Raw genomic sequence first — 20,123 nt, 5'->3', positions numbered from 1 at the left:
GCGCGGCACATAGGCCGTGCATAGCGATAATATTTTCAGAAAATTACCTGAAATACAACCATTATACTGCATATTTTGGGCCGGTGTGGTAAAATAAAAACAACAATAACACGGATGTTTTCTATTTTATCAGAAAGGAGATGACAGTATGGATGAAAGACTATCCAATCTTCGGTCAACGAAGAATCCCAAAGCCCGCATTAAAATAATGAGCGGCCATTTTGCGACGAGACATTCCCATGTGAATACATATATTGATATGTCCACGGTAAAGACCCGTCACAACAATGCACGGGAGACGGCCAGGACGCTGGCGGCAGAATACATGACGAATACTTTGATAGACACGATTGTCTGCCTCAAGAATACCGAAGTGATCGGCGCATTTATGGCGGAGGCTTTGTCGGACAGCGTGCATGCATCCCTGAGCGGCGGCAATAATATCTCTGTCGTAACGCCGGAATTTGATTCCTCAGGGCAGATCCTGTTTCGGGATAACAATCAGAGAATGATTGAGGCAAAGCAGGTGCTGATTCTCACGGATTCCCTGGCAACCGGGGCGCTTGCCTATCAGGCGATAGAGTCGGTGCTTTATTATGGGGGCACGGTCTGCGGGATCTGTGCGGTATTCAGTGCGATCTCAAAGGTGGCGGGATTGGAAGTAAAGACCATCTTTACCAGCTCTGATCTGCCGGACTATCATGTGTATAGGTCCTATGAATGCCCGATGTGCAAGGCCGGTCAAAAGTTGGAAGGCATTATTAATAGTTTTGGGTATTCGAAGCTTTAAAGGCGGCTGGAAGCCTGTCCGGGGCGGAGAACAGCGATATTGAATAAATCTGAACGAAAATCTTTTTGAGAGTGAAATATTGACGCAGAAAGGAGACGCCCATGATTGTATGGGCGCCTCCTTTATTAATACATGCGTATCCCCCGGAGGGTTTTTGTGATATAGGAAATTCCTTTGGGATTTCCTATATCACAAAAAACACCCGCCTGACGGGAGCGGATGTCTTGCTTTTATCTATTAAGCAATGTCGTTAACTGCTTTGGTTAAGCGGGAAATTTTTCTTCCAACTGTGTTTTTGTGATAAACACCTTTGCTTCCTGCCTTAGAAATCTCAGCGATTGCAGCCTGTAATGCTGTCTTAGCAGCCGCTGCATCTTTCTGTGCCACTGCAGTCTCAACTTTCTTTACGGATGTCTTTACTTTAGATTTGATTGATTTGTTTCTTGCAGCTTTTGTTTCGTTAACTAAAATTCTTTTTTTAGCAGATTTAATGTTAGCCAATCTGTACACCTCCAAATATGTGAAATTTTCAAATAGTGAATTCATAATTCCGTTAAAATCGGACACGGACGTTTAAACGGAACATACTCATTTATTTTATGCTAAGGAACAAGGGTTGTCAATACATATTTCTCAAAATATTGCAAAAACTACCTGTAAATTCAAATGATGTTATGGAAAAGTGAGGACTTGAAGATGGTGGAAAAGTATAGTATTAGGACTGACCTTGCGCTTGAGGAGAAAGAACGGTTTGAATCAGACAACGTGGAGGTCCAGGGGGTTGTTCTCGAGGAGGAATTTGATGAGGAACGTGAAATACGTATTTCACGGGTACGCATTGAGACAGAAAAGGGCGCCAAGGTCATGGGCAAGCCGGTCGGTACTTACCTTACTGTGGAGGCGCCGAATCTGGGTGTGCCGGATGAAGGGTATCACAGGGAGATCTCGGAAGAACTTTCGGGTTACATTAAGGAACTGATAGAGAAACTGGGACTGCTTGACAAAGAAGACTTATCCGTTCTGATCGTAGGGCTTGGAAACCGTCAGGTGACGCCGGACGCGCTTGGACCATATGTCGTGGAGAACTTATGTGTGACGAGGCATATCGTGAAAGAATACGGGAAATATGCTATGGGAATGGAACATGCCAATCTGGTTAGCGCCATAATACCGGGTGTCATGGGGCAGACCGGGATGGAGACAGTAGAGATTGTCAAAGGAGTCGTGGACGAGACCAGCCCCGATCTGGTAATAGCCATAGACGCGTTGGCGGCCAGAAACAGCAGAAGGCTGAACCGAACCGTGCAGATCGCGGATACGGGGATCCATCCGGGCTCCGGGGTGGGCAACCACCGCAATGGACTGACGAAGGAATCACTGGGAGTTCCTGTAATTGGTATTGGTGTTCCGACGGTTGTTGCTGCGGCAACTATCGTGAATGACACGATGGAGAATCTGATCAACGCGCTGGAGACCTCTGAAATGTTGAAGGGCGTGGGAGATGTGCTGCGCACTTACAGCGCCGCGGAGAAGTATGAGCTGGTAAAAGAATTGATTTCCCCTCATCTGAACGGAATGTTTATGACCCCGAAAGACGTAGATGAAATGGTAAAGCAGATCAGTTATACCATCTCGGAGGGGCTGAACATATTGTTTACCAATGCAGGGCAGGCATAATAAGGAAACAAGGCTCATATATATGAAAGTGTGCAAGGGGGTCAGACCCCTCCGACGGAGGGGTCTGACCCCCTTGCATCTGTCACTGGAGTTTTACTTTTGAAAGAAGGCGGTTTATGAAGCAATCGGCATTCATACGGGTGGTGCTTACTGCCATCGGAGGGATAGCATGTATCTGCCTGCTCTGCATGAGCGGAAAAGGTATTATGAAGGAATGGAGATACGACAGCCAGGAGGCTGTTTTGAAATATACGGAGGAAATGTACATGCCAGGCCTGGCTTATCTGAAAGAGGATCCGGGACCCACGGCCGTTCAGTGGATCAAGAAAAATGCGATGTCATGGCTCCCGCTGATACAATATGTGGAGCAGAAGCAGCCCTATGATTCTGTGATGGAGGATGAGGAGACGATCGCAAAGATTCTGGAAAATCAAGCCAATGACGAGAACATGATCGATGAAAACGGTAATCTGATAGGGAACAAAACGGCGGCAGTTCAGGAACCTTCCGTGGAGCAGGGGCAGTCCCCAATCGACATGTCGATTGAAAGGCTGCGGGATTTTGATTATCTGATCAGCAATTTTTATATCGTGGACAGTACCACGATGATCGGGCCGGAGCAGCTGAATGTGGATGATCTTCTGGGAAGAAGCATGAAGATAGACCAGAGTACGGGCGGCCCCAAAGTTCTGATATTCCATACACATTCCCAGGAAACGTTTGTTGACTCCACGCCTGGGGACACGAATACGAGTATCGTGGGAGTGGGCGAGTATCTGACAAAACTTTTAAATGAAAAAGGAATTGAGACGATCCATGATACCGGTGTTTATGATATTATCAATGGACAGCTCGACAGGAGCAATGCCTATGAAAATGCGGAGGCATCCATACGTCCGATTCTGGAGGCAAATCCGTCGGTTGAGGTAGTCATAGACCTTCACCGGGACGGTGTAGCGGAAGACACCCATCTGGTCACGGAGATAAACGGAAAACAGACGGCGAAAATCATGTATTTTAATGGGCTGAGCCGAACCAGGACAAATGGAGACATCGCCTACCTTTATAATCCTTATATACAGGATAATCTGGCGTTCTCCCTGCAGATGGAGCTTGCTTCCGAGAGCAATTATCCGGGATTCGCGAGACATATCTATCTGGGGGGCTACAGATACAACCTTCATCTGGTACCGAAATCCCTTTTGGTTGAAGCGGGAGCACAGACAAATACGGTGGAAGAAATGATGAATGCCATGGAAGTTCTGGCAGATACACTACATCATGTACTGACGGAATAACTTTTATTTGAATAACCCTACATTTTGTGATAATATGAAATGAATGTAAAAAGGAGAGAGACACATGGGAAATAAAAATACATATGATGCGGACAGTATTGCCGTATTGGAGGGACTTGAAGCGGTCAGAAAAAGACCCGGTATGTATATAGGAAGCGTTTCAACAAAAGGTCTGAATCATCTGATTTACGAGATTGTTGATAACGCTGTTGATGAACATCTTGTCGGTTACTGTACACAGATTCATGTCACACTGGAAAAGGACGGCTCGGCCACTATTGAGGATAATGGCCGGGGCGTCCCTGTCGGTATGCACAAAAAAGGGGTGTCTGCGGAGCGGATTGTATACACCACACTGCATGCAGGGGGCAAGTTTGACGATTCTGCCTATAAGACAAGCGGCGGCCTCCACGGTGTGGGGTCTTCCGTAGTAAATGCATTGTCCGCCTATATGGACGTACAGGTCAGCAGGGAGGGCCAGATCCACCATGACAGATATGAGAGGGGGATTCCGGTAATCGAACTGAAGGATGGTCTGCTTCCGGTCATCGGGAAATCAAGAAAGACCGGCACCAAGATTAATTTCCTGCCGGATGATACGATCTTTGAAAAGACCAGGTTCCGGGCCGAGGAGGTTAAGAGCCGTCTGCACGAGACGGCTTACCTGAATCCGGAACTGACGATTATATTTGACGATAAAAGGCAGGAATCACCGGAGCACATCGTCTATCATGAGCCGGACGGAATCCTCGGATTCATAAAGGACCTGAACCAGAAAAAGGAAACCCTCCATGAGCCGATTTATTATAAAGGAGAATCAGAAGGAATTGAGGTCGAAGTCGCACTGCAGTATGTGAACGAATTCCACGAAAATGTTCTGGGATTCTGCAACAATATCTATAATGCAGAAGGCGGAACGCATCTCACTGGATTTAAGACCACGTTTACGACGGTTATGAATCAGTATGCTCGGGAATTAGGCATTCTTAAGGAGAAGGATGCCAACTTTACAGGTGCAGATATCCGTAACGGGATGACTGCCATCGTATCCATTAAACATCCGGATCCGAGATTTGAGGGGCAGACCAAGACAAAGCTGGACAACCCCGATGCTGCCAAAGCCACCGGCAAAGTAACCGGAGACGAGATTGTTCTGTACTTCGACAGAAATCTGGAAACCTTAAAGTCGGTACTTTCCTGTGCAGAAAAAGCGGCTAAGATTCGCAAAACAGAGGAAAAGGCAAAGACAAATCTTCTGACTAAGCAGAAATACTCCTTTGACAGCAACGGAAAGCTGGCGAACTGTGAAAGCAGGGATGCTAAAAAGTGCGAGATATTTATTGTGGAGGGAGATTCCGCCGGAGGATCTGCAAAGACGGCCAGGGACAGGAATTACCAGGCTATCCTGCCGATCCGGGGCAAGATTCTGAATGTGGAAAAGGCAAGCATCGATAAGGTGCTGGCAAATGCGGAGATAAAAACGATGATCAACGCATTTGGCTGTGGGTTTTCCGAAGGATACGGCAATGATTTTGATATCTCCAAACTGCGCTACGATAAGATCATTATCATGGCCGATGCCGACGTGGACGGCGCGCATATATCCACGCTGCTTCTGACGCTGTTCTACCGTTTTATGCCGGAACTGATCTATGAGGGACATGTTTATATTGCAATGCCGCCCCTCTATAAGGTCATGCCGAAGAAAGGCGACGAAGAGTATCTGTACGACGATAAGGCGTTGGAGAAATACAGAAAGACACATGAAGGCCCATTTACCCTGCAGAGATACAAAGGTCTGGGAGAGATGGATGCGCAGCAGCTCTGGGAGACCACACTGGATCCGGAGACAAGGCTCCTCAAACTTGTCGAGATCGAGGATGCGCGGATGGCATCCAGTGTGACGGAGATGCTGATGGGCACGGAAGTGCCGCCGCGCCGCATGTTTATCTACGAAAATGCTGCGGATGCAGAGCTTGATATATAGGTAAGAGGAGATAGAGAATGAGCAGTAGTGAATCACAGATTATCAGAACCGAATATTCCGAGGTTATGAAAAAATCTTATATCGATTACGCCATGAGCGTGATCATTGCCAGAGCCCTGCCGGATGTGAGGGACGGACTGAAGCCGGTGCAGCGCAGAACCCTGTACGACATGTATGAACTTGGGATCCGTTATGACAAACCGTACAGGAAGTGTGCCCGAATCGTAGGCGATACCATGGGTAAGTACCACCCCCACGGAGACAGTTCCATATACGAATCTCTTGTGGTCATGGCACAGGATTTTAAAAAAGGGATGATTCTTGTAGACGGACACGGGAACTTCGGTTCCATCGAGGGGGATGGGGCTGCCGCCATGCGTTATACAGAGGCCAGGCTGGCCAAGTTTACCCAGGAGGCCTATCTGGGCGATCTGGACAAGAATATTATCGATTTTGGGCCAAACTTTGATGAGACCGAAAAAGAGCCGCTTGTGCTCCCGGTGCGCGTACCAAACCTCCTGATTAACGGTGCGGAGGGAATTGCAGTGGGAATGGCAACCAGTATTCCCACCCACAACCTCTGTGAGGTGCTGGATGCTGTTAAAGCATACATGAAGAACGACCAGATCAGCACAAAACAGTTAATGAAATACATTAAGGGGCCTGATTTTCCGACCGGAGGCATTGTCGTCAACAAAGATGACCTGCTGAACATCTATGAGACAGGGCAGGGAAAGATCAAAGTCCGGGGAAAAGTAGAGGTAGAGGAACAAAAAGGCGGTAAAAAGCTGCTGGTAATAACAGAGATCCCATATACCATGATCGGAAGCGGTATCGGAAAGTTCCTGAATGATGTCTGCGGGCTGGTGGAGTCCAAGAAAACCAGTGATATTGTGGACATTTCAAATCAGTCTTCGAAAGAAGGTATCCGGATTGTACTGGAGCTGAAAAAAGGGGCGGATGTTGAGAACCTGAAAAACATGCTCTACAGGAAGACAAGGCTGGAAGATACTTTTGGCGTAAACATGCTGGCGGTAGCCAATGACAGACCTGAGACGCTGGGACTCAAAGCAATCATTGAACACCATGTGGATTTCCAGTTTGAGCTGATGACGAGAAAGTACACCACCATGCTTGCCAAAGAGCAGGAAAAGAGTGAAGTGCAGGAAGGCCTGATCAAAGCCTGCGATGTCATCGACCTGATCATAGAGATCCTGCGTGGAAGTAAATCTGTAAAGGATGCCCGTGCCTGCCTGGTAAGCGGTGTGACCGAGAACATCAAATTCAAGTCCAGTATTTCCAAAAAAATGGCCGCCCTTCTAAGGTTCACCGAGCGTCAGGCGACAGCAATCCTGGAAATGCGTCTCTACAAGCTGATCGGCCTGGAGATCGAGGCCCTTCAGAAAGAGCACGAAGAGACCCTGAAAAATATTATGCTCTATGAGGATATACTGAACAATTACGACTCTATGGCAAATCTGATTATGGAAGAGCTGGATTCTTATAAGAAGGAATATGGCAGAAAACGCCGCACCGCAATCGAGAACGCGGAGGAAGCAGTTTTCGAGGAAAAGAAAATAGAAGAGCAGGAAGTGGTATTTCTGATGGATCGCTTTGGATATGCAAAAACCATAGATGTCACTACTTACGAACGGAACAAAGAGGCGGCTGACAGCGAGAATAAGTACGTAGTCCACTGCATGAACACCGGTAAAATCTGCATTTTCACCGATACGGGCAAAATGCATCAGGCCAAGGTTCTGGACCTGCCCTACGGAAAGTTCAGAGACAAAGGGATACCGATTGATAACCTGACAAACTATTCCAGCAGCGAGGAGCAGATCGTCATGGTCTGTGATGCTGAACAAATGCGTTTCGCAAAACTGCTGTTTGCTACAAAACAGGGCATGATCAAAAAGGTAGAAGGAACGGAGTTCCAGGTGGCAAAGCGGACCATAGCAGCCACAAAACTGCAGGAAGAAGATGCACTGATTCATGTCAGCGTAGTAACCGAAAACCAAAATATCGTCCTCCAGACAAAAGGAGGATATTTCCTGCGATTCCCGGCGGATGAAATCCCGGAGAAAAAGAAGGGTGCGGTTGGCGTTAGAGGAATTAAGCTCCAGAAAAAAGATGAGCTGGAGAACGTGTACTTGTTTGAAGAAGGAACGGAACAGAAGATTGTCTATGGTGAAAAAGAAGTGACACTGAACCGGCTGAGACAGGCCAGAAGAGATACTCAGGGGACAAAGAGCCGTAATTAGAACTTGATTTATACAAACACGTTATAGCGACTGCCATAAAATTGAACTACAAACTGCTTGTCTGTAAATACGGCACATATTATAATTGTTTTATGATCTTGGGATATGATCTGGTAATTGCGTTGGGATGTCAAAACATAGATGGAGTCTAACGGCGTAATTACATAAGATATGTTGGTGTACAAGGTATATTTATCAAACAATATGGCGTATTTAAGGGATAAAATCACGACGAAAGGATGTTATTTTATGGTAGAAAAAGAATTATTAAATGCAATATCGGATATGATGGATGCTAAATTTGATGAATTTAAAATGAATTTAGCAACGAAGGACGACATAGCGAATATGGCGACGAAGGACGACATAGCGAATATGGCGACGAAAGACGACATAGCGAATATGGCGACGAAAGACGACATAGCGAATATGGCGACGAAAGACGACATAGCGAATATGGCAACGAAAGACGACATAGCAAATATGGCGACGAAGGACGATATAGCCTGCATATGGAAAGTGATTTCTAAGCTGCCGACCAAAGCCGACTTAAGGGAAGTTGAGAACAACGTTCTTACCGAAGTAGACAGAGTACAGGAGATTGGTACAAGACATTACCATGAAGTAAAGAGAGAAATGAGCCAGTTGAGAGCAGAAGTCAGGTCATATCAAATAGGCAGCTTAAAGCTTAGAGTTGATAGATTGGAAAGAATGCTCGAACTGTAAGAGTTACTTATTTTATGATGGGCAGCCACTGTTCAGACCGTGGTGTGTACCTGTTGCACGGCATCGGAGCCGTTACTATGCGCGGCCTATGGGCCGTGAATGGTAACTCGGAGCCAATAGGACAGTGTTATTTCTTGAAATCTTCCTTGCATTTACCAAAAAAAGGTGTTATACTCAATGATAGTTACATAAGGAACCCGGCAGAAGAGTGAACGAAAGTTCACTCTTCTTTGTTGCTAAGATGCAGCATTGCAGTTTATACAAAACCGCTTATGACCGGAACGCTTATTATAACAGTTTTGTTGCCTTGTTGAACATAAGCAGTTCAATAAGTATTAAAAACAGTGCAGAGAAAGGAAGTTTAGTGTGTCGAGAAGAGAACAGTATGAACAGCAGACCGAGGAACTTATGATACCGATTGTTACGGAGTTCGGGTTTGAACTGGTGGATGTAGAATATGTAAAAGAGGCCGGAACGTGGTATCTGCGTGCTTATATTGATAAGCCGGGGGGGATTACCGTGGATGACTGTGAGGCAGTTAGCAGGAAGTTCTCGGATATTCTGGATGAAAAGGATTATATTGAAGATACTTATATTTTTGAGGTGAGTTCCCCTGGGCTGGGCAGGCCGCTGAAGAAAGAAAAAGATTTTAAACGCAGTCTGGGTGAAGAGGTCGAGATAAAAACATACCGGGCCATCAACAGACAGAAAGAATTCGTTGGAATATTGAAGGATTACGACAAAGACACTGTGACGATAGAATATGAGGATGAAACGACACAGGTATTTGATAAAAGTGAAATTGCGCTTATCCGTTTGGCTTTGGATTTTTAATTTAGGAGGAAATAATAATGAATACAGAATTATTGGAAGCATTGAATATTCTTGAACAGGAAAAGAACATCAGTAAAGATACAATGATGGATGCAATCGAGAATTCTCTTATCAGTGCGTGTAAGAACCATTTTGGGACGGCTGAGAATATTAAGGTGATCATGGACCGCGAAACCTGTGATTATGCAGTATATGCCGAAAAAGAAGTGGTTGAGGAAGTATTTGACCCGGCATTGGAAATCAGCCTGGAGGATGCGGAACAGATTGATTCGGCTCTCCAGATCGGAGATATCGCGCAGATCCCGATTGAATCAAAGTCTTTCGGGAGAATCGCAACCCAGAATGCAAAGAACCTTATTCTTCAAAAGATCAGGGAAGAAGAACGTAAGGTTGTGTACGATCAGTATTTTGAGAAAGAAAAGGATATTGTGACTGGAATTGTCCAGCGTTATGTGGGAAGAAATATCAGTATCAACCTGGGAAGAGCAGACGCTATGCTGACGGAGAATGAACAGGTAAAAGGCGAGGTATTTAAACCGACTGAAAGAATTAAACTATACGTAGTAGAGGTCAAGAACACACCGAAAGGTCCGAAGATCCTGGTGTCCAGAACCCATCCGGAACTCGTGAAGCGCCTGTTTGAGGCGGAAGTGGCAGAGGTAAAGGATGGCACGGTGGAGATCAAGAGCATTGCCCGTGAAGCCGGATCACGTACAAAGATGGCAGTATGGTCTAACGATGAAAATGTAGATCCTGTGGGAGCATGTGTCGGGATGAACGGGGCAAGAGTCAACGCGGTTGTCAATGAGCTGCGCGGAGAGAAGATCGATATTATCAACTGGAGCGATAACCCGGCTTTATTGATTGAAAATGCACTGAGCCCGGCCAAGGTGATTTCTGTTATGGCGGATCCGGATGAAAAATCGGCAAGTGTAATCGTACCTGATTACCAGTTGTCGCTGGCAATCGGAAAAGAAGGCCAGAATGCAAGGCTTGCTGCACGCCTGACCGGATATAAAATCGATATAAAGAGTGAGACGCAGGCAATTGAGTCAGGAGAACTTCCTGAAGATTATATGGAACAGATGGCGATGATGGAAGAAGGCTACGATGGCGGTTACGAGGAAGCGTATCCGCAGGAGTATGAAGGAAACTATGAAGAACCGTTTGCGGAAGATACAGAAGAACCGTCCGTTGAAGACTATGAGGAAATAGAATTCATTGAGACCGAAGATGAATAATAACCTTATGAGAGGTGGAATAATTGAGCAATAGGAAGATACCGATGCGCAAATGCGTTGGCTGCGGCGAGATGAAGCCGAAGAAAGAGATGCTGCGCGTTCTGCGCACTACGGAAGAAGAATTTGTACTGGATGCTACCGGAAAAAAGAATGGGCGCGGCGCCTATCTGTGCTGCTCAAACGCTTGTTTTTTGAAAGCAGTGAAGAACAAAGGGCTGGAGCGTTCTTTTAAGCAGGCAATTCCTGCGGAAGTGTATGAGCGCCTGGAAAAGGAGATGAATGAGATTGATACAGAGTAAAGCTTTATCTCTGGTCGGGCTTGCTACTAAGGCAGGAAAGACAGTGAGCGGTGAGTTTATGACAGAAAAGGAAGTGAAGTCGGGAAGAGCCGCTCTTGTGATTGTCGCTGACGATGCGTCGGACAACACGAAAAAGAAATTTCGTGATATGTGTGAATTTTATAAGGTTCCAATTTATTTTTACGCAGATAAAGATACCTTAGGGCATGCAATGGGAAAAGAGTTCCGTGCATCTCTGGCGATATTGGACGAAGGATTTGCAAAAGGAATTCGAAAACATTTTGAAACGAAAGACAATACAATTGCATAAGGGAGGTAGTTGAATATGACAAAAATGAGAGTACACGAACTGGCCAAGGAGCTGGGAATGGACAATAAAGAACTGATGGAAATGCTGGAAAAGAAGAATGTAGAGGTGAAGACCCATATGAGTTCGCTGGAAGACAATGTAGTAAATGACATCAGAAAAAATGTAAAGAAAGGCACGGATGCCGGAAAGTCTGTGGAGGCAGATAAGGCAGCCGAGGCGGCAAAACCGGTGGAAGAAGCGCCTAAAAAGAAGAATATCGTGCAGGTGTTCCGTCCGCAAAATTCTAAGAGCGGGAGCCGCATGCAGCAGGGAGGCCGCCAGGGCCAGCGCCCGCAGGGAGGCCATCAGGGGCAGCGTCCGGCAGGTTCCGCACCGGGGCAGCGACCAGCAGGTTCCGCACAAGCACAGCGCCCGGCAGCATCAGGCCAGCGCCCGGCAGGAAATACACCAGGCCAGCGTCCGGCAGGTTCCGCACCAGCGCAGCGCCCGGCAGGAACAACACCAGGCCAGCGTCCGGCGGGAGCAACAGCAGGCCAGCGCCCGTCAGGCACGTCACCGGGACAACGCCCGGCAGGAACAACACCAGGCCAACGTCCATCAGGTTCCGTACCGGCACAACGCCCGTCAGGAACGACTTCTGGCCAGCGACCAGCAGGTTCTGCACCAACACAGCGCCCGGCAGCATCAGGCCAGCGCCCGTCAGGAAATACACAGGGCCAGCGTCCGCAGGGAGGCCAGCGTCCGCCTTATCAGGGCGGTCAGCGTCAGCCGTATCAGGGCAATCAGAGAAATTCTGGTTCCATGTCTTCACAGGAGACAAGACAGAATGGCGGCAATTCTTCTGACCAGAGAAATTCCGGTTACCAAAATCAGAGATACAACAACAACCGCGGTCAGCGGCCGGCCGGTGGACAGGGCGGAAACTTCGGCAGAAACCAGAACGGAGAAAGAAGCTATAATAACCAGGGCGGTGACAGAAACTATGGCGGCCAGGGCGGAAGAAATGCAGGAGGAGGCCAGCGCACAGGCAACGGCCCGTCCAGAGGAACGGAACGCCGTGACAGCAGAAGGGATGACAGAGATGCAATTCCAACACCATTAGTAGAACAGCAGAAGGTGCAGAGGAATAAAGCAAAGGATAAAGAGAAAGACTATAAGAAAAAAGAATATAAAGATGGTGACTTTGACAGCAAGAACAAAAAAGGAAAACGCCAGAAACCTGCTGTGGAGGTTGCAAAACCGCAGCCAAAACCAGTTGAGAAGAAAGAAGAGATCAAACAGATAGTGCTTCCGGAAGTTCTGACAATCAAGGAACTCGCTGATAAGATGAAAATAGTACCTGCCGTAATTATTAAAAAACTTTTCCTTCAGGGTAAAGTTGTTACGGTAAATCAGGAAGTAGACTATGACACGGCAGAAGAAATCGCAATGGAATTTGATGTTCTCTGCGAAAAAGAGGTCGTGATCGATGTAATTGAAGAACTTCTCAAAGAAGAGGAAGAAGACGAAGGCGCTATGGTAAAACGTCCTCCGGTAGTCTGTGTCATGGGTCATGTTGATCATGGTAAGACATCACTTCTGGATGCAATCCGCCATACAAATGTCATTGGCCGCGAGGCAGGCGGAATCACACAGCATATCGGTGCTTATGTAGTAGAGGCAAACGGTGAAAAAATCACATTCCTGGATACACCGGGACACGAGGCATTTACAGCCATGCGTATGAGAGGGGCTAACTCTACAGATATTGCCATTTTGGTGGTAGCTGCCGACGACGGCGTAATGCCGCAGACCGTAGAGGCAATTAACCATGCCAAAGCAGCAGGCATTGAGATTATCGTTGCCATCAATAAGATTGATAAGCCAAGCGCAAATATCGACAGGGTAAAACAAGAACTGGCAGAATACGAGCTCATTCCGGAAGACTGGGGCGGCAGCACTATCTTTGTGCCTGTATCTGCACATACAAAAGAGGGCATCACAGATCTGTTGGAGATGATTCTTCTGACAGCAGAGGTGATGGAACTGAAGGCGAATCCGGACCGCTTTGCAAGAGGTCTTATTATCGAAGCAGAGTTGGATAAAGGAAAAGGATCCGTTGCAACTGTACTTGTACAGAAGGGGACGCTCCATGTAGGAGACGCTATCGCAGCGGGTTCCGCACACGGTAAAGTCAGGGCTATGATGGATGATAAGGGCCGCAGAGTCAAAGAAGCCGGACCTTCCCAGCCGGTTGAGATACTCGGTCTGAACGATGTGCCGAATGCGGGCGAAGTATTTGTGGGATGCGAGACCGAAAAAGAGGCAAGAAATTTTGCAGAAACATTTATTTCCCAGAACAGAGTGAAGCTGTTGGATGATACCAAGGCGAAGATGTCACTGGATGATCTGTTTACGCAGATTAAGGAAGGAAACCTGAAAGAATTGAATATCGTTGTAAAAGCAGACGTACAGGGTTCTGTAGAGGCATTGAAACAGAGCCTGCTGAAGCTTTCCAACGATGAGGTGGTCATCAAAATTATCCATGGCGGAGTAGGCGCCATCAATGAGTCTGATGTAATCCTGTCTTCCGCATCCAATGCAATTATCATTGGCTTCAATGTAAGGCCGGATGCTACCGCAAAAGAGATTGCAGACCGCGAGGGCGTAGACCTGAGACTGTACAGAGTCATCTACAATGCAATCGAAGACGTGGAGGCTGCCATGAAGGGCATGCTGGATCCGATCTTTGAGGAGAAAGTACTCGGCCACGCAGAAGTGCGTCAGACATTCAAGGCTTCCGGAGTAGGAACCATTGCCGGTTCCTACGTGCTGGACGGAACATTTGAGAGAAACTGTTCCGTACGCCTTACACGCGACGGAATCGTAATCTTCGACGGACCGCTGGCATCTCTGAAGCGTTTTAAAGATGATGTGAAGGAAGTAAGGACAGGATACGAGTGCGGCTTTGTATTCGAGAACTTTAATGATATTAAAGAAGGCGATCTTGTAGAGGCATACAAGATGGTGGAAATTGAAAGAAAATAAAACCGTTTCGTTTACGGCGGCTATGTGAAGGAGCAATTATGAGAAAAAACAGCATTAAGAATACACGGATTAATACAGAGGTTCAGCGTGAACTGAGCAACATACTGCGGGGAGGCATCAAGGATCCGCGTGTGGCGCCGATGACTTCCGTTGTAGCAGTAGAAGTGGCTCCTGACCTGAAGACCTGTAAAGCATATATCAGTGTGCTGGGAGACGCGAAGGCACAGGAGGATACAATCAAGGGACTCCAGAGCGCCGAGGGCTATATCAGGCGCGAACTGGCCCGGACTATTAATATGAGAAACACGCCGGAAATCCGGTTTATCATGGATCAGTCTATTGAGTACGGCGTAAATATGAGTAAAAAGATTGATGAGCTGACCAGAGATTTGAAAGACGAGGCTGAATAATATGAGCGTAGATTATTCCACAGTAAAATGCGGATCTGCCGGCGAGGCAGACTCTGCAGACGACTCTTTGGGAGTTGGGTTATCTGAGATACTGAAGGGAAAACAGTCTGTAGCGCTGGGCGGGCATATCCGTCCGGACGGGGACTGTGTGGGCTCCAGTATGGGCCTCTACCTGTATCTTACGGAACAGTATCCTCAAATAGAAACCGACGTATTTCTGGAGGAAATTCCCGAGGCCTACCGCCTGATTCAGAAGACGGAAGAGGCTAGAAATTGCATTCCGGATGGAAAACAATATGATCTGTTCATCTGCCTGGACTGCGGCGATGAAAAACGCCTTGGATTTTCCGCGCCCTTGTTTCAGAATGCAAAACAGACATTTTGCATCGATCATCACGTAAGCAATGCTGCATTTGCGGATATCAACTATATAGTACCGGATGCCAGTTCCACGTCAGAGCTGGTATTTGGACTTCTGGATAAGGAAAAAATTGAAAAATCTGCGGCGGAGGCTCTTTACATGGGAATCGCGCATGATACCGGTGTGTTTCAGTATTCTTGCACCTCACCGGAGACGATGGAAGTTGCGGCAGAATTGCTGCGCAAGGGAATTGACGGGAACAATATTATAGAGAAGACTTTTTATGAAAAGACCTATATTCAGAATCAGATCCTGGGAAGAGCCCTTCTGGAGAGTATTCTGATTTTGGATAAAAGATGTATAGTAAGCGCCGTGAGCAAGAAAGAAATGGAATTTTACGGAGCGAAGCCGAGCGATCTGGAAGGGATTGTCAGCCAGATGAAGCTGACCCAGGGGACCGAGACGGCGCTTTTTATGTATGAACTGGAGACGCAGAATTATAAAGTAAGCCTGCGTTCGAAAGGAAAGGTGGATGTAAGCATAATCGCCCAGTATTTTGGGGGAGGCGGCCACGCAAGAGCGGCGGGATTCACGATGAAAGGCTCATTCCACGATGTGATCAATAACGTCAGCATCCAGATTGCGCGTCAGCTGGATCAGGAAGAGACACAGGTATAACGGTTTATGGTAAACGGTATTATTAACATATATAAAGAAAAGGGTTATACATCCCATGATGTAGTTGCGAAGCTCAGAGGGATCGTGGGCCAGAAAAAAATAGGGCACACCGGCACTCTGGATCCGGATGCAGAAGGGGTTCTCCCGGTATGTCTGGGCAGAGCGACAAAACTCTGTGATATGCTGACAGATAAGAATAAGACCTATGAGGCCGTACTTTTGTTTGGGAAGATGACAGATACACAGGATATTACAGGGAAAATACTGGAAGAACAGGATACATCGTTACTGACAGATGAATTTGCAAAAGAGTGTATACAAAAGTACATTGGGGAATATGAACAGCTTCCGCCGATGTATTCTGCGCTGAAAGTAAACGGGAAAAAGCTGTATGAGCTTGCACGGGAAGGCATCGAAGTAGAACGGAAAACAAGAAGGGTTCATATTTTCGATATAAAGATAAACAAAATTGATCTTCCAAGAGTACATATGGAAGTTAAGTGTTCAAAGGGCACCTACATTCGTACACTATGCCACGACATTGGCAGAAAAGCAGGGACGGGTGCCTGTATGGAAGCCCTTAGAAGGACAAAGGTAAGCTGTTTTGAGATCAAAGACAGCCTGAAGCTCTCTCAGATTGAAGAATATAAAAAAACGGGAAAGCTTATGGATATTGTAACGCCTGTAGATGCCATGTTCCTGAATCTGCCTGAATTAGTGGTGGCAAAGGAGTATGAGGCACTGGCCTATAACGGAAATCCGCTGCGCCGGGAGTTTATGACAAAAGAGAATGTTTTTACGGACGGGCAATCTGTAAGAGTATACGACCGAAACAAACAGTTTATAGGTGTTTACCGTTACTTTACTGAAAAACAGGAATACCGGCTTGAGAAGATGTTCCTCATATCGGATTAATAAGCAGGCATATCCATGCAAGTGATAAAGGAAGAATTACGGGGAAAGACATGCGGTACTATACAGATATTAATTCTTATCAGGAAACTGAAAAAACAGCCGTTACTCTGGGCAAATTCGACAGCCTTCACAGAGGCCATCAGAAACTGATCAGCAGGGTAAGGGATTGCGCGGAGAAAGAAAAATTAAAAAGCGTTGTATTTGCATTTGACATGAAAAAAGAGACGCTGCTTACAAACAAGGAGCGCAGACAGCATCTGGAAGAGCAGGTAGATTGTATGATACAGTGCCCCTTTACGAAGGAAATCAGGGAGATGGAAGCGGAGACATTCATTGAGAAAATATTGGTGAATACGCTTCACGCCTCCCATATTGTCGTGGGTACAGATTTTTACTTTGGACATGGCAAGCGGGGGGATGCCGGCATGCTTGCGGAGTTGGCCCCAAAGTACGGCTACCGGCTGGGTGTTGTGGAGAAAGAGCTGTATGGGGACAGAGAAATCAGCAGCACCTATGTGAGAGAAGCTCTGGAAGAAGGCGATGCCATGCTTGCAAATCAGCTGCTGGGTTACCCTTATCACATGACGGGGATCGTGGAACATGGGAGGCAGCTGGGACGTACACTGGGATTTCCCACGATGAACATTGCGCCCAAAGAACGAAAAATTATGCCCAGATTCGGAGTATATACCTGCAGAATCCTGGTGGACGGCATGTGGTATCACGGTATTGGAAATGTAGGGATCAAGCCGACAGTGACAGATGAGCCAAGGCTCCTGGCGGAGGTGTTTGTATTTGGTTACAAAGGCGATGCCTACGGCAAAGAGATTACGGTGGAATTCTGTTCTTTCGTGCGCCCGGAAACTAAGTTTTGTTCTGTGGAAGAACTGAAACAGCAGGTGGACCGGGATATCCAATCCGGAAAAGCATATTTTCGGGAGAAAAGCTTGACAAACTAGAGAAAGAGTTAGGGGAAATACAAATGAGTGTAACGACAATATTTCTGCTGCTGGGAGGACTGGGATTATTCCTGTTCGGCATGAAGATGATGAGCGACGGCCTGGAACAGGTTGCCGGCGCACGGATGAGGTCAATTCTGGAGTTCTTCACACAAAACAGATTTGTGGGGATGCTGGTCGGTATCTTGTTCACTGCAGTTGTGCAGTCGTCCAGCGCGACGACAGTTATGGTTGTAAGCTTTGTGAATTCCGGGCTTATGAACCTTTATCAGGCTGCCGGGGTAATACTTGGCGCCAATATCGGTACAACAATCACCGGACAGTTGATTGCATTTAATTTGTCAGATGTTGCACCTCTGTTCGTGATCACCGGCGTTGTAATGTTCATGTTCAGCAAAAAACAGAATACCAAGAAAATCGGCGGAGTGATCCTTGGATTTGGTATCCTGTTTATGGGCTTGAGTACAATGGGAGATGCCATGTCTTCCCTGCGTGAATCTCCGCATATCGTAGGCCTGCTCAAATCATTAAGCAATCCCTTTGCGGCGATCCTGGTTGGATTTGCTATAACAGCAATTCTGCAGAGCTCATCGGCTACCGTAGGTATCGTAATCCTGCTGGCGTCCCAGGGATTTCTACAGTTTACGATCTGCTTCTATCTTATTCTGGGATGCAACATGGGCTCCTGTGTCTCTGCGCTGCTTGCCAGCCTGGGAGGCAAAAAAGATGCGAAAAGGGCGGCCTGGATCCATTTCCTATTTAATATCATCGGATCTGTCGCAATTTTCATTGTACTATTGTTTGCGCTGCAGCCAATTGCGGATGCAATTATGAAGGTATCCGGGGGCAATATGGGCAGGGCAGTAGCAAATGCCCATACCCTAATTAAAATATGTGAGGTGATTTTACTCTTCCCGTTTATGAAATGGGTAGTCAGGGTAACTTATTTCATTATACCGGGGAAAGATGCTTCGCCGGATGATGAGTACGAGTTGAAGTATATCGGGAACAGTACGATGATTACACCTACCACGGCGGTTATATCAGGTATCTACGAACTGGAACATATGGGCTGCCTGGCGATTGAGAACCTAAAAAGAGGTATGGATGCGCTTTGTACACTGAATGAGGAAAAGATCGCCGAGGTATACCGGCAGGAGGCGTACATTGATTATCTGAACAGGGAGATTACCGACTACCTGGTCAGGATTAACAGCATGGAGATTCCTACCGCAGATGCGATGCTGGTAGGCGGTCTGTTCCACGTTGTAAACGATATCGAAAGGATCGGGGACCATGCGGAGAACTTTGCGGATTCTGCAAAGATGAGGATCGACAGACATGTTACATTCAGTGAAAAAGGAATCCGGCAGCTCCAGGATATGATGGATCTGGTGGAAAAAACACTGGTATACTCCTTAGAGATGTTTTCCAACCGCAGCCAGGAACACATGCAGGAGGTCATGGCTCTGGAGGATGAGGTCGACGATAGAGAGAAGAAGCTTCAGAAAGCACATATAAAGCGTCTGACAAAGGGCAAGTGTTCGCCAGAGGCAGGCATGATTTTCTCCGATACTATATCCGGGCTGGAACGTGTGGCCGATCATGCGACCAATATTGCATTTGCTATATTAGAACCGCAGAACAATGATGAGTTTGAAGACGAAGAAGAATAGTTAGAAAGAACGGAAAGAATACAATAGTGTACATGGTTGTTTCACGAAGAATAATTCAAACTTTAAAAAAGTATTGCTTTACATAGAATTTGAGTTATGCTATACTATTTAAGTATGAATTCAGCCGGTGTTCGGTAATAGGAACACTCCAACCATTACTTAATGCCAGGCGGTTTTATAAAAGAAAATAAAAGGAGGAAACGTAAGATGATCGCAAAGGAAAAGAAACAGGCAATCATTGCAGAGTATGGCAGAAGTGAAGGGGACACAGGATCTCCGGAAGTACAGATCGCAATTCTTACAGCAAGAATCAACGAACTGACAGATCACTTCAAAGCTAACCCGAAGGATCACCACTCAAGAAGAGGACTTCTTAAGATGGTAGGACAGAGACGTGGTCTGCTGGCATACCTGAAAAAGTCAGATATCGAAAGATACCGTACTTTGATCGAAAGACTTGGATTAAGAAAATAATCTCAAATCCACAAGGATCTTCCCGGGAGGGGGGATCCTTTTTTTATGTTTGAAGGAGGGGCGCCGAGGGGTCTGTAAGCCGCAGGCCTTCCTGCCTGTATGGTCGGTTTAAAATCCTGACCGCTTGACGAAGAAGATCTAATAGAGCCAGAGGCACCCGGAAGGGCACATCCGGCATGCGACGAAAAAATTGATAT

General features: G+C 46.7%; 18 protein-coding genes. 17 read left to right on the top strand and 1 reads right to left on the bottom strand.

Annotated features, from left to right (window positions below):
- The first annotated feature begins 148 nt into the window (after positions 1-148).
- Positions 149-790, top strand: coding sequence for an orotate phosphoribosyltransferase (locus ARB69_RS03860; RefSeq protein WP_025657603.1), 642 nt, complete (start codon positions 149-151; stop codon positions 788-790).
- Between the two features lie 237 nt (positions 791-1,027).
- On the opposite strand, the gene rpsT is transcribed toward ARB69_RS03860, so the two are convergent.
- On the bottom strand, positions 1,028-1,291 hold the full coding sequence (rpsT, locus tag ARB69_RS03855; protein WP_025657602.1) for a 30S ribosomal protein S20: 264 nt from the start codon (positions 1,289-1,291) through the stop codon (positions 1,028-1,030).
- A gap of 195 nt (positions 1,292-1,486) precedes the next feature.
- Here rpsT and gpr point away from each other — a divergent pair, with 195 nt between their 5' ends.
- The 16 genes from gpr (at position 1,487) to rpsO (ending at position 19,926) form a co-directional block, all read left to right on the top strand.
- Positions 1,487-2,467 (top strand): GPR endopeptidase, encoded by a 981-nt coding sequence (gene gpr, locus ARB69_RS03850; RefSeq protein WP_055151209.1) that lies wholly within the window; start codon positions 1,487-1,489, stop codon positions 2,465-2,467.
- A gap of 116 nt (positions 2,468-2,583) precedes the next feature.
- Entirely contained in the window at positions 2,584-3,765 is a 1,182-nt protein-coding gene (spoIIP, locus tag ARB69_RS03845) for a stage II sporulation protein P (RefSeq protein ID WP_050642425.1), read from the top strand.
- A 64-nt stretch (positions 3,766-3,829) separates the two neighbouring features.
- Positions 3,830-5,752 carry a DNA gyrase/topoisomerase IV subunit B gene (locus tag ARB69_RS03840; protein ID WP_055151203.1) on the top strand — a complete coding sequence of 641 codons (1,923 nt, stop codon included), beginning with the start codon at positions 3,830-3,832 and terminating at the stop codon, positions 5,750-5,752.
- Between the two features lie 17 nt (positions 5,753-5,769).
- On the top strand, positions 5,770-8,016 hold the full coding sequence (locus ARB69_RS03835; protein ID WP_055151200.1) for a DNA gyrase/topoisomerase IV subunit A: 2,247 nt from the start codon (positions 5,770-5,772) through the stop codon (positions 8,014-8,016).
- A gap of 249 nt (positions 8,017-8,265) precedes the next feature.
- Positions 8,266-8,742, top strand: coding sequence for a hypothetical protein (locus tag ARB69_RS27465; protein ID WP_055151197.1), 477 nt, complete (start codon positions 8,266-8,268; stop codon positions 8,740-8,742).
- A 366-nt stretch (positions 8,743-9,108) separates the two neighbouring features.
- Entirely contained in the window at positions 9,109-9,576 is a 468-nt protein-coding gene (rimP, locus tag ARB69_RS03825) for a ribosome maturation factor RimP (protein WP_050642421.1), read from the top strand.
- Positions 9,577-9,593: 17 nt separating this feature from the next.
- Positions 9,594-10,817 carry a transcription termination factor NusA gene (gene nusA / locus ARB69_RS03820; protein WP_055151194.1) on the top strand — a complete coding sequence of 408 codons (1,224 nt, stop codon included), beginning with the start codon at positions 9,594-9,596 and terminating at the stop codon, positions 10,815-10,817.
- Positions 10,818-10,861: 44 nt separating this feature from the next.
- Entirely contained in the window at positions 10,862-11,116 is a 255-nt protein-coding gene (gene rnpM, locus ARB69_RS03815) for an RNase P modulator RnpM (protein ID WP_173020139.1), read from the top strand.
- Positions 11,097-11,426, top strand: coding sequence for a L7Ae/L30e/S12e/Gadd45 family ribosomal protein (locus tag ARB69_RS03810; RefSeq protein WP_050642418.1), 330 nt, complete (start codon positions 11,097-11,099; stop codon positions 11,424-11,426). The genes rnpM and ARB69_RS03810 overlap by 20 nt, the downstream gene beginning before the upstream one ends.
- Positions 11,427-11,441: 15 nt before the next feature.
- Positions 11,442-14,453 carry a translation initiation factor IF-2 gene (gene infB, locus ARB69_RS03805; RefSeq protein ID WP_083487011.1) on the top strand — a complete coding sequence of 1,004 codons (3,012 nt, stop codon included), beginning with the start codon at positions 11,442-11,444 and terminating at the stop codon, positions 14,451-14,453.
- A 38-nt stretch (positions 14,454-14,491) separates the two neighbouring features.
- A complete protein-coding gene (gene rbfA, locus ARB69_RS03800; protein WP_050642417.1) occupies positions 14,492-14,863 on the top strand; it encodes a 30S ribosome-binding factor RbfA in 372 nt (123 codons plus the stop codon).
- Positions 14,864-14,930: 67 nt separating this feature from the next.
- Complete coding sequence (locus tag ARB69_RS03795; protein ID WP_050642796.1) at positions 14,931-15,902, top strand: DHH family phosphoesterase; 972 nt, start codon at positions 14,931-14,933, stop codon at positions 15,900-15,902.
- Positions 15,903-15,908: 6 nt separating this feature from the next.
- Positions 15,909-16,817, top strand: a complete 909-nt coding sequence (gene truB / locus ARB69_RS03790; protein WP_050642416.1) for a tRNA pseudouridine(55) synthase TruB — start codon at positions 15,909-15,911, stop codon at positions 16,815-16,817.
- 50 nt (positions 16,818-16,867) lie between these two features.
- Positions 16,868-17,776 (top strand): bifunctional riboflavin kinase/FAD synthetase, encoded by a 909-nt coding sequence (locus ARB69_RS03785; protein WP_050642415.1) that lies wholly within the window; start codon positions 16,868-16,870, stop codon positions 17,774-17,776.
- Positions 17,777-17,799: 23 nt separating this feature from the next.
- Positions 17,800-19,452, top strand: a complete 1,653-nt coding sequence (locus ARB69_RS03780; RefSeq protein WP_050642414.1) for a Na/Pi cotransporter family protein — start codon at positions 17,800-17,802, stop codon at positions 19,450-19,452.
- 207 nt (positions 19,453-19,659) lie between these two features.
- Positions 19,660-19,926, top strand: coding sequence for a 30S ribosomal protein S15 (gene rpsO, locus ARB69_RS03775; RefSeq protein WP_025657590.1), 267 nt, complete (start codon positions 19,660-19,662; stop codon positions 19,924-19,926).
- Positions 19,927-20,123 lie beyond the last annotated feature (197 nt).

The sequence above is a fragment of the Faecalicatena contorta genome (genome assembly GCF_001404335.1).
In the GTDB taxonomy this organism is placed as follows: Bacteria; Bacillota; Clostridia; order Lachnospirales; family Lachnospiraceae; genus Faecalicatena; species Faecalicatena contortus_B.
Note: the sequence above shows the minus strand (reverse complement) of the source record. Positions and strands in the feature narration are given on the sequence as shown.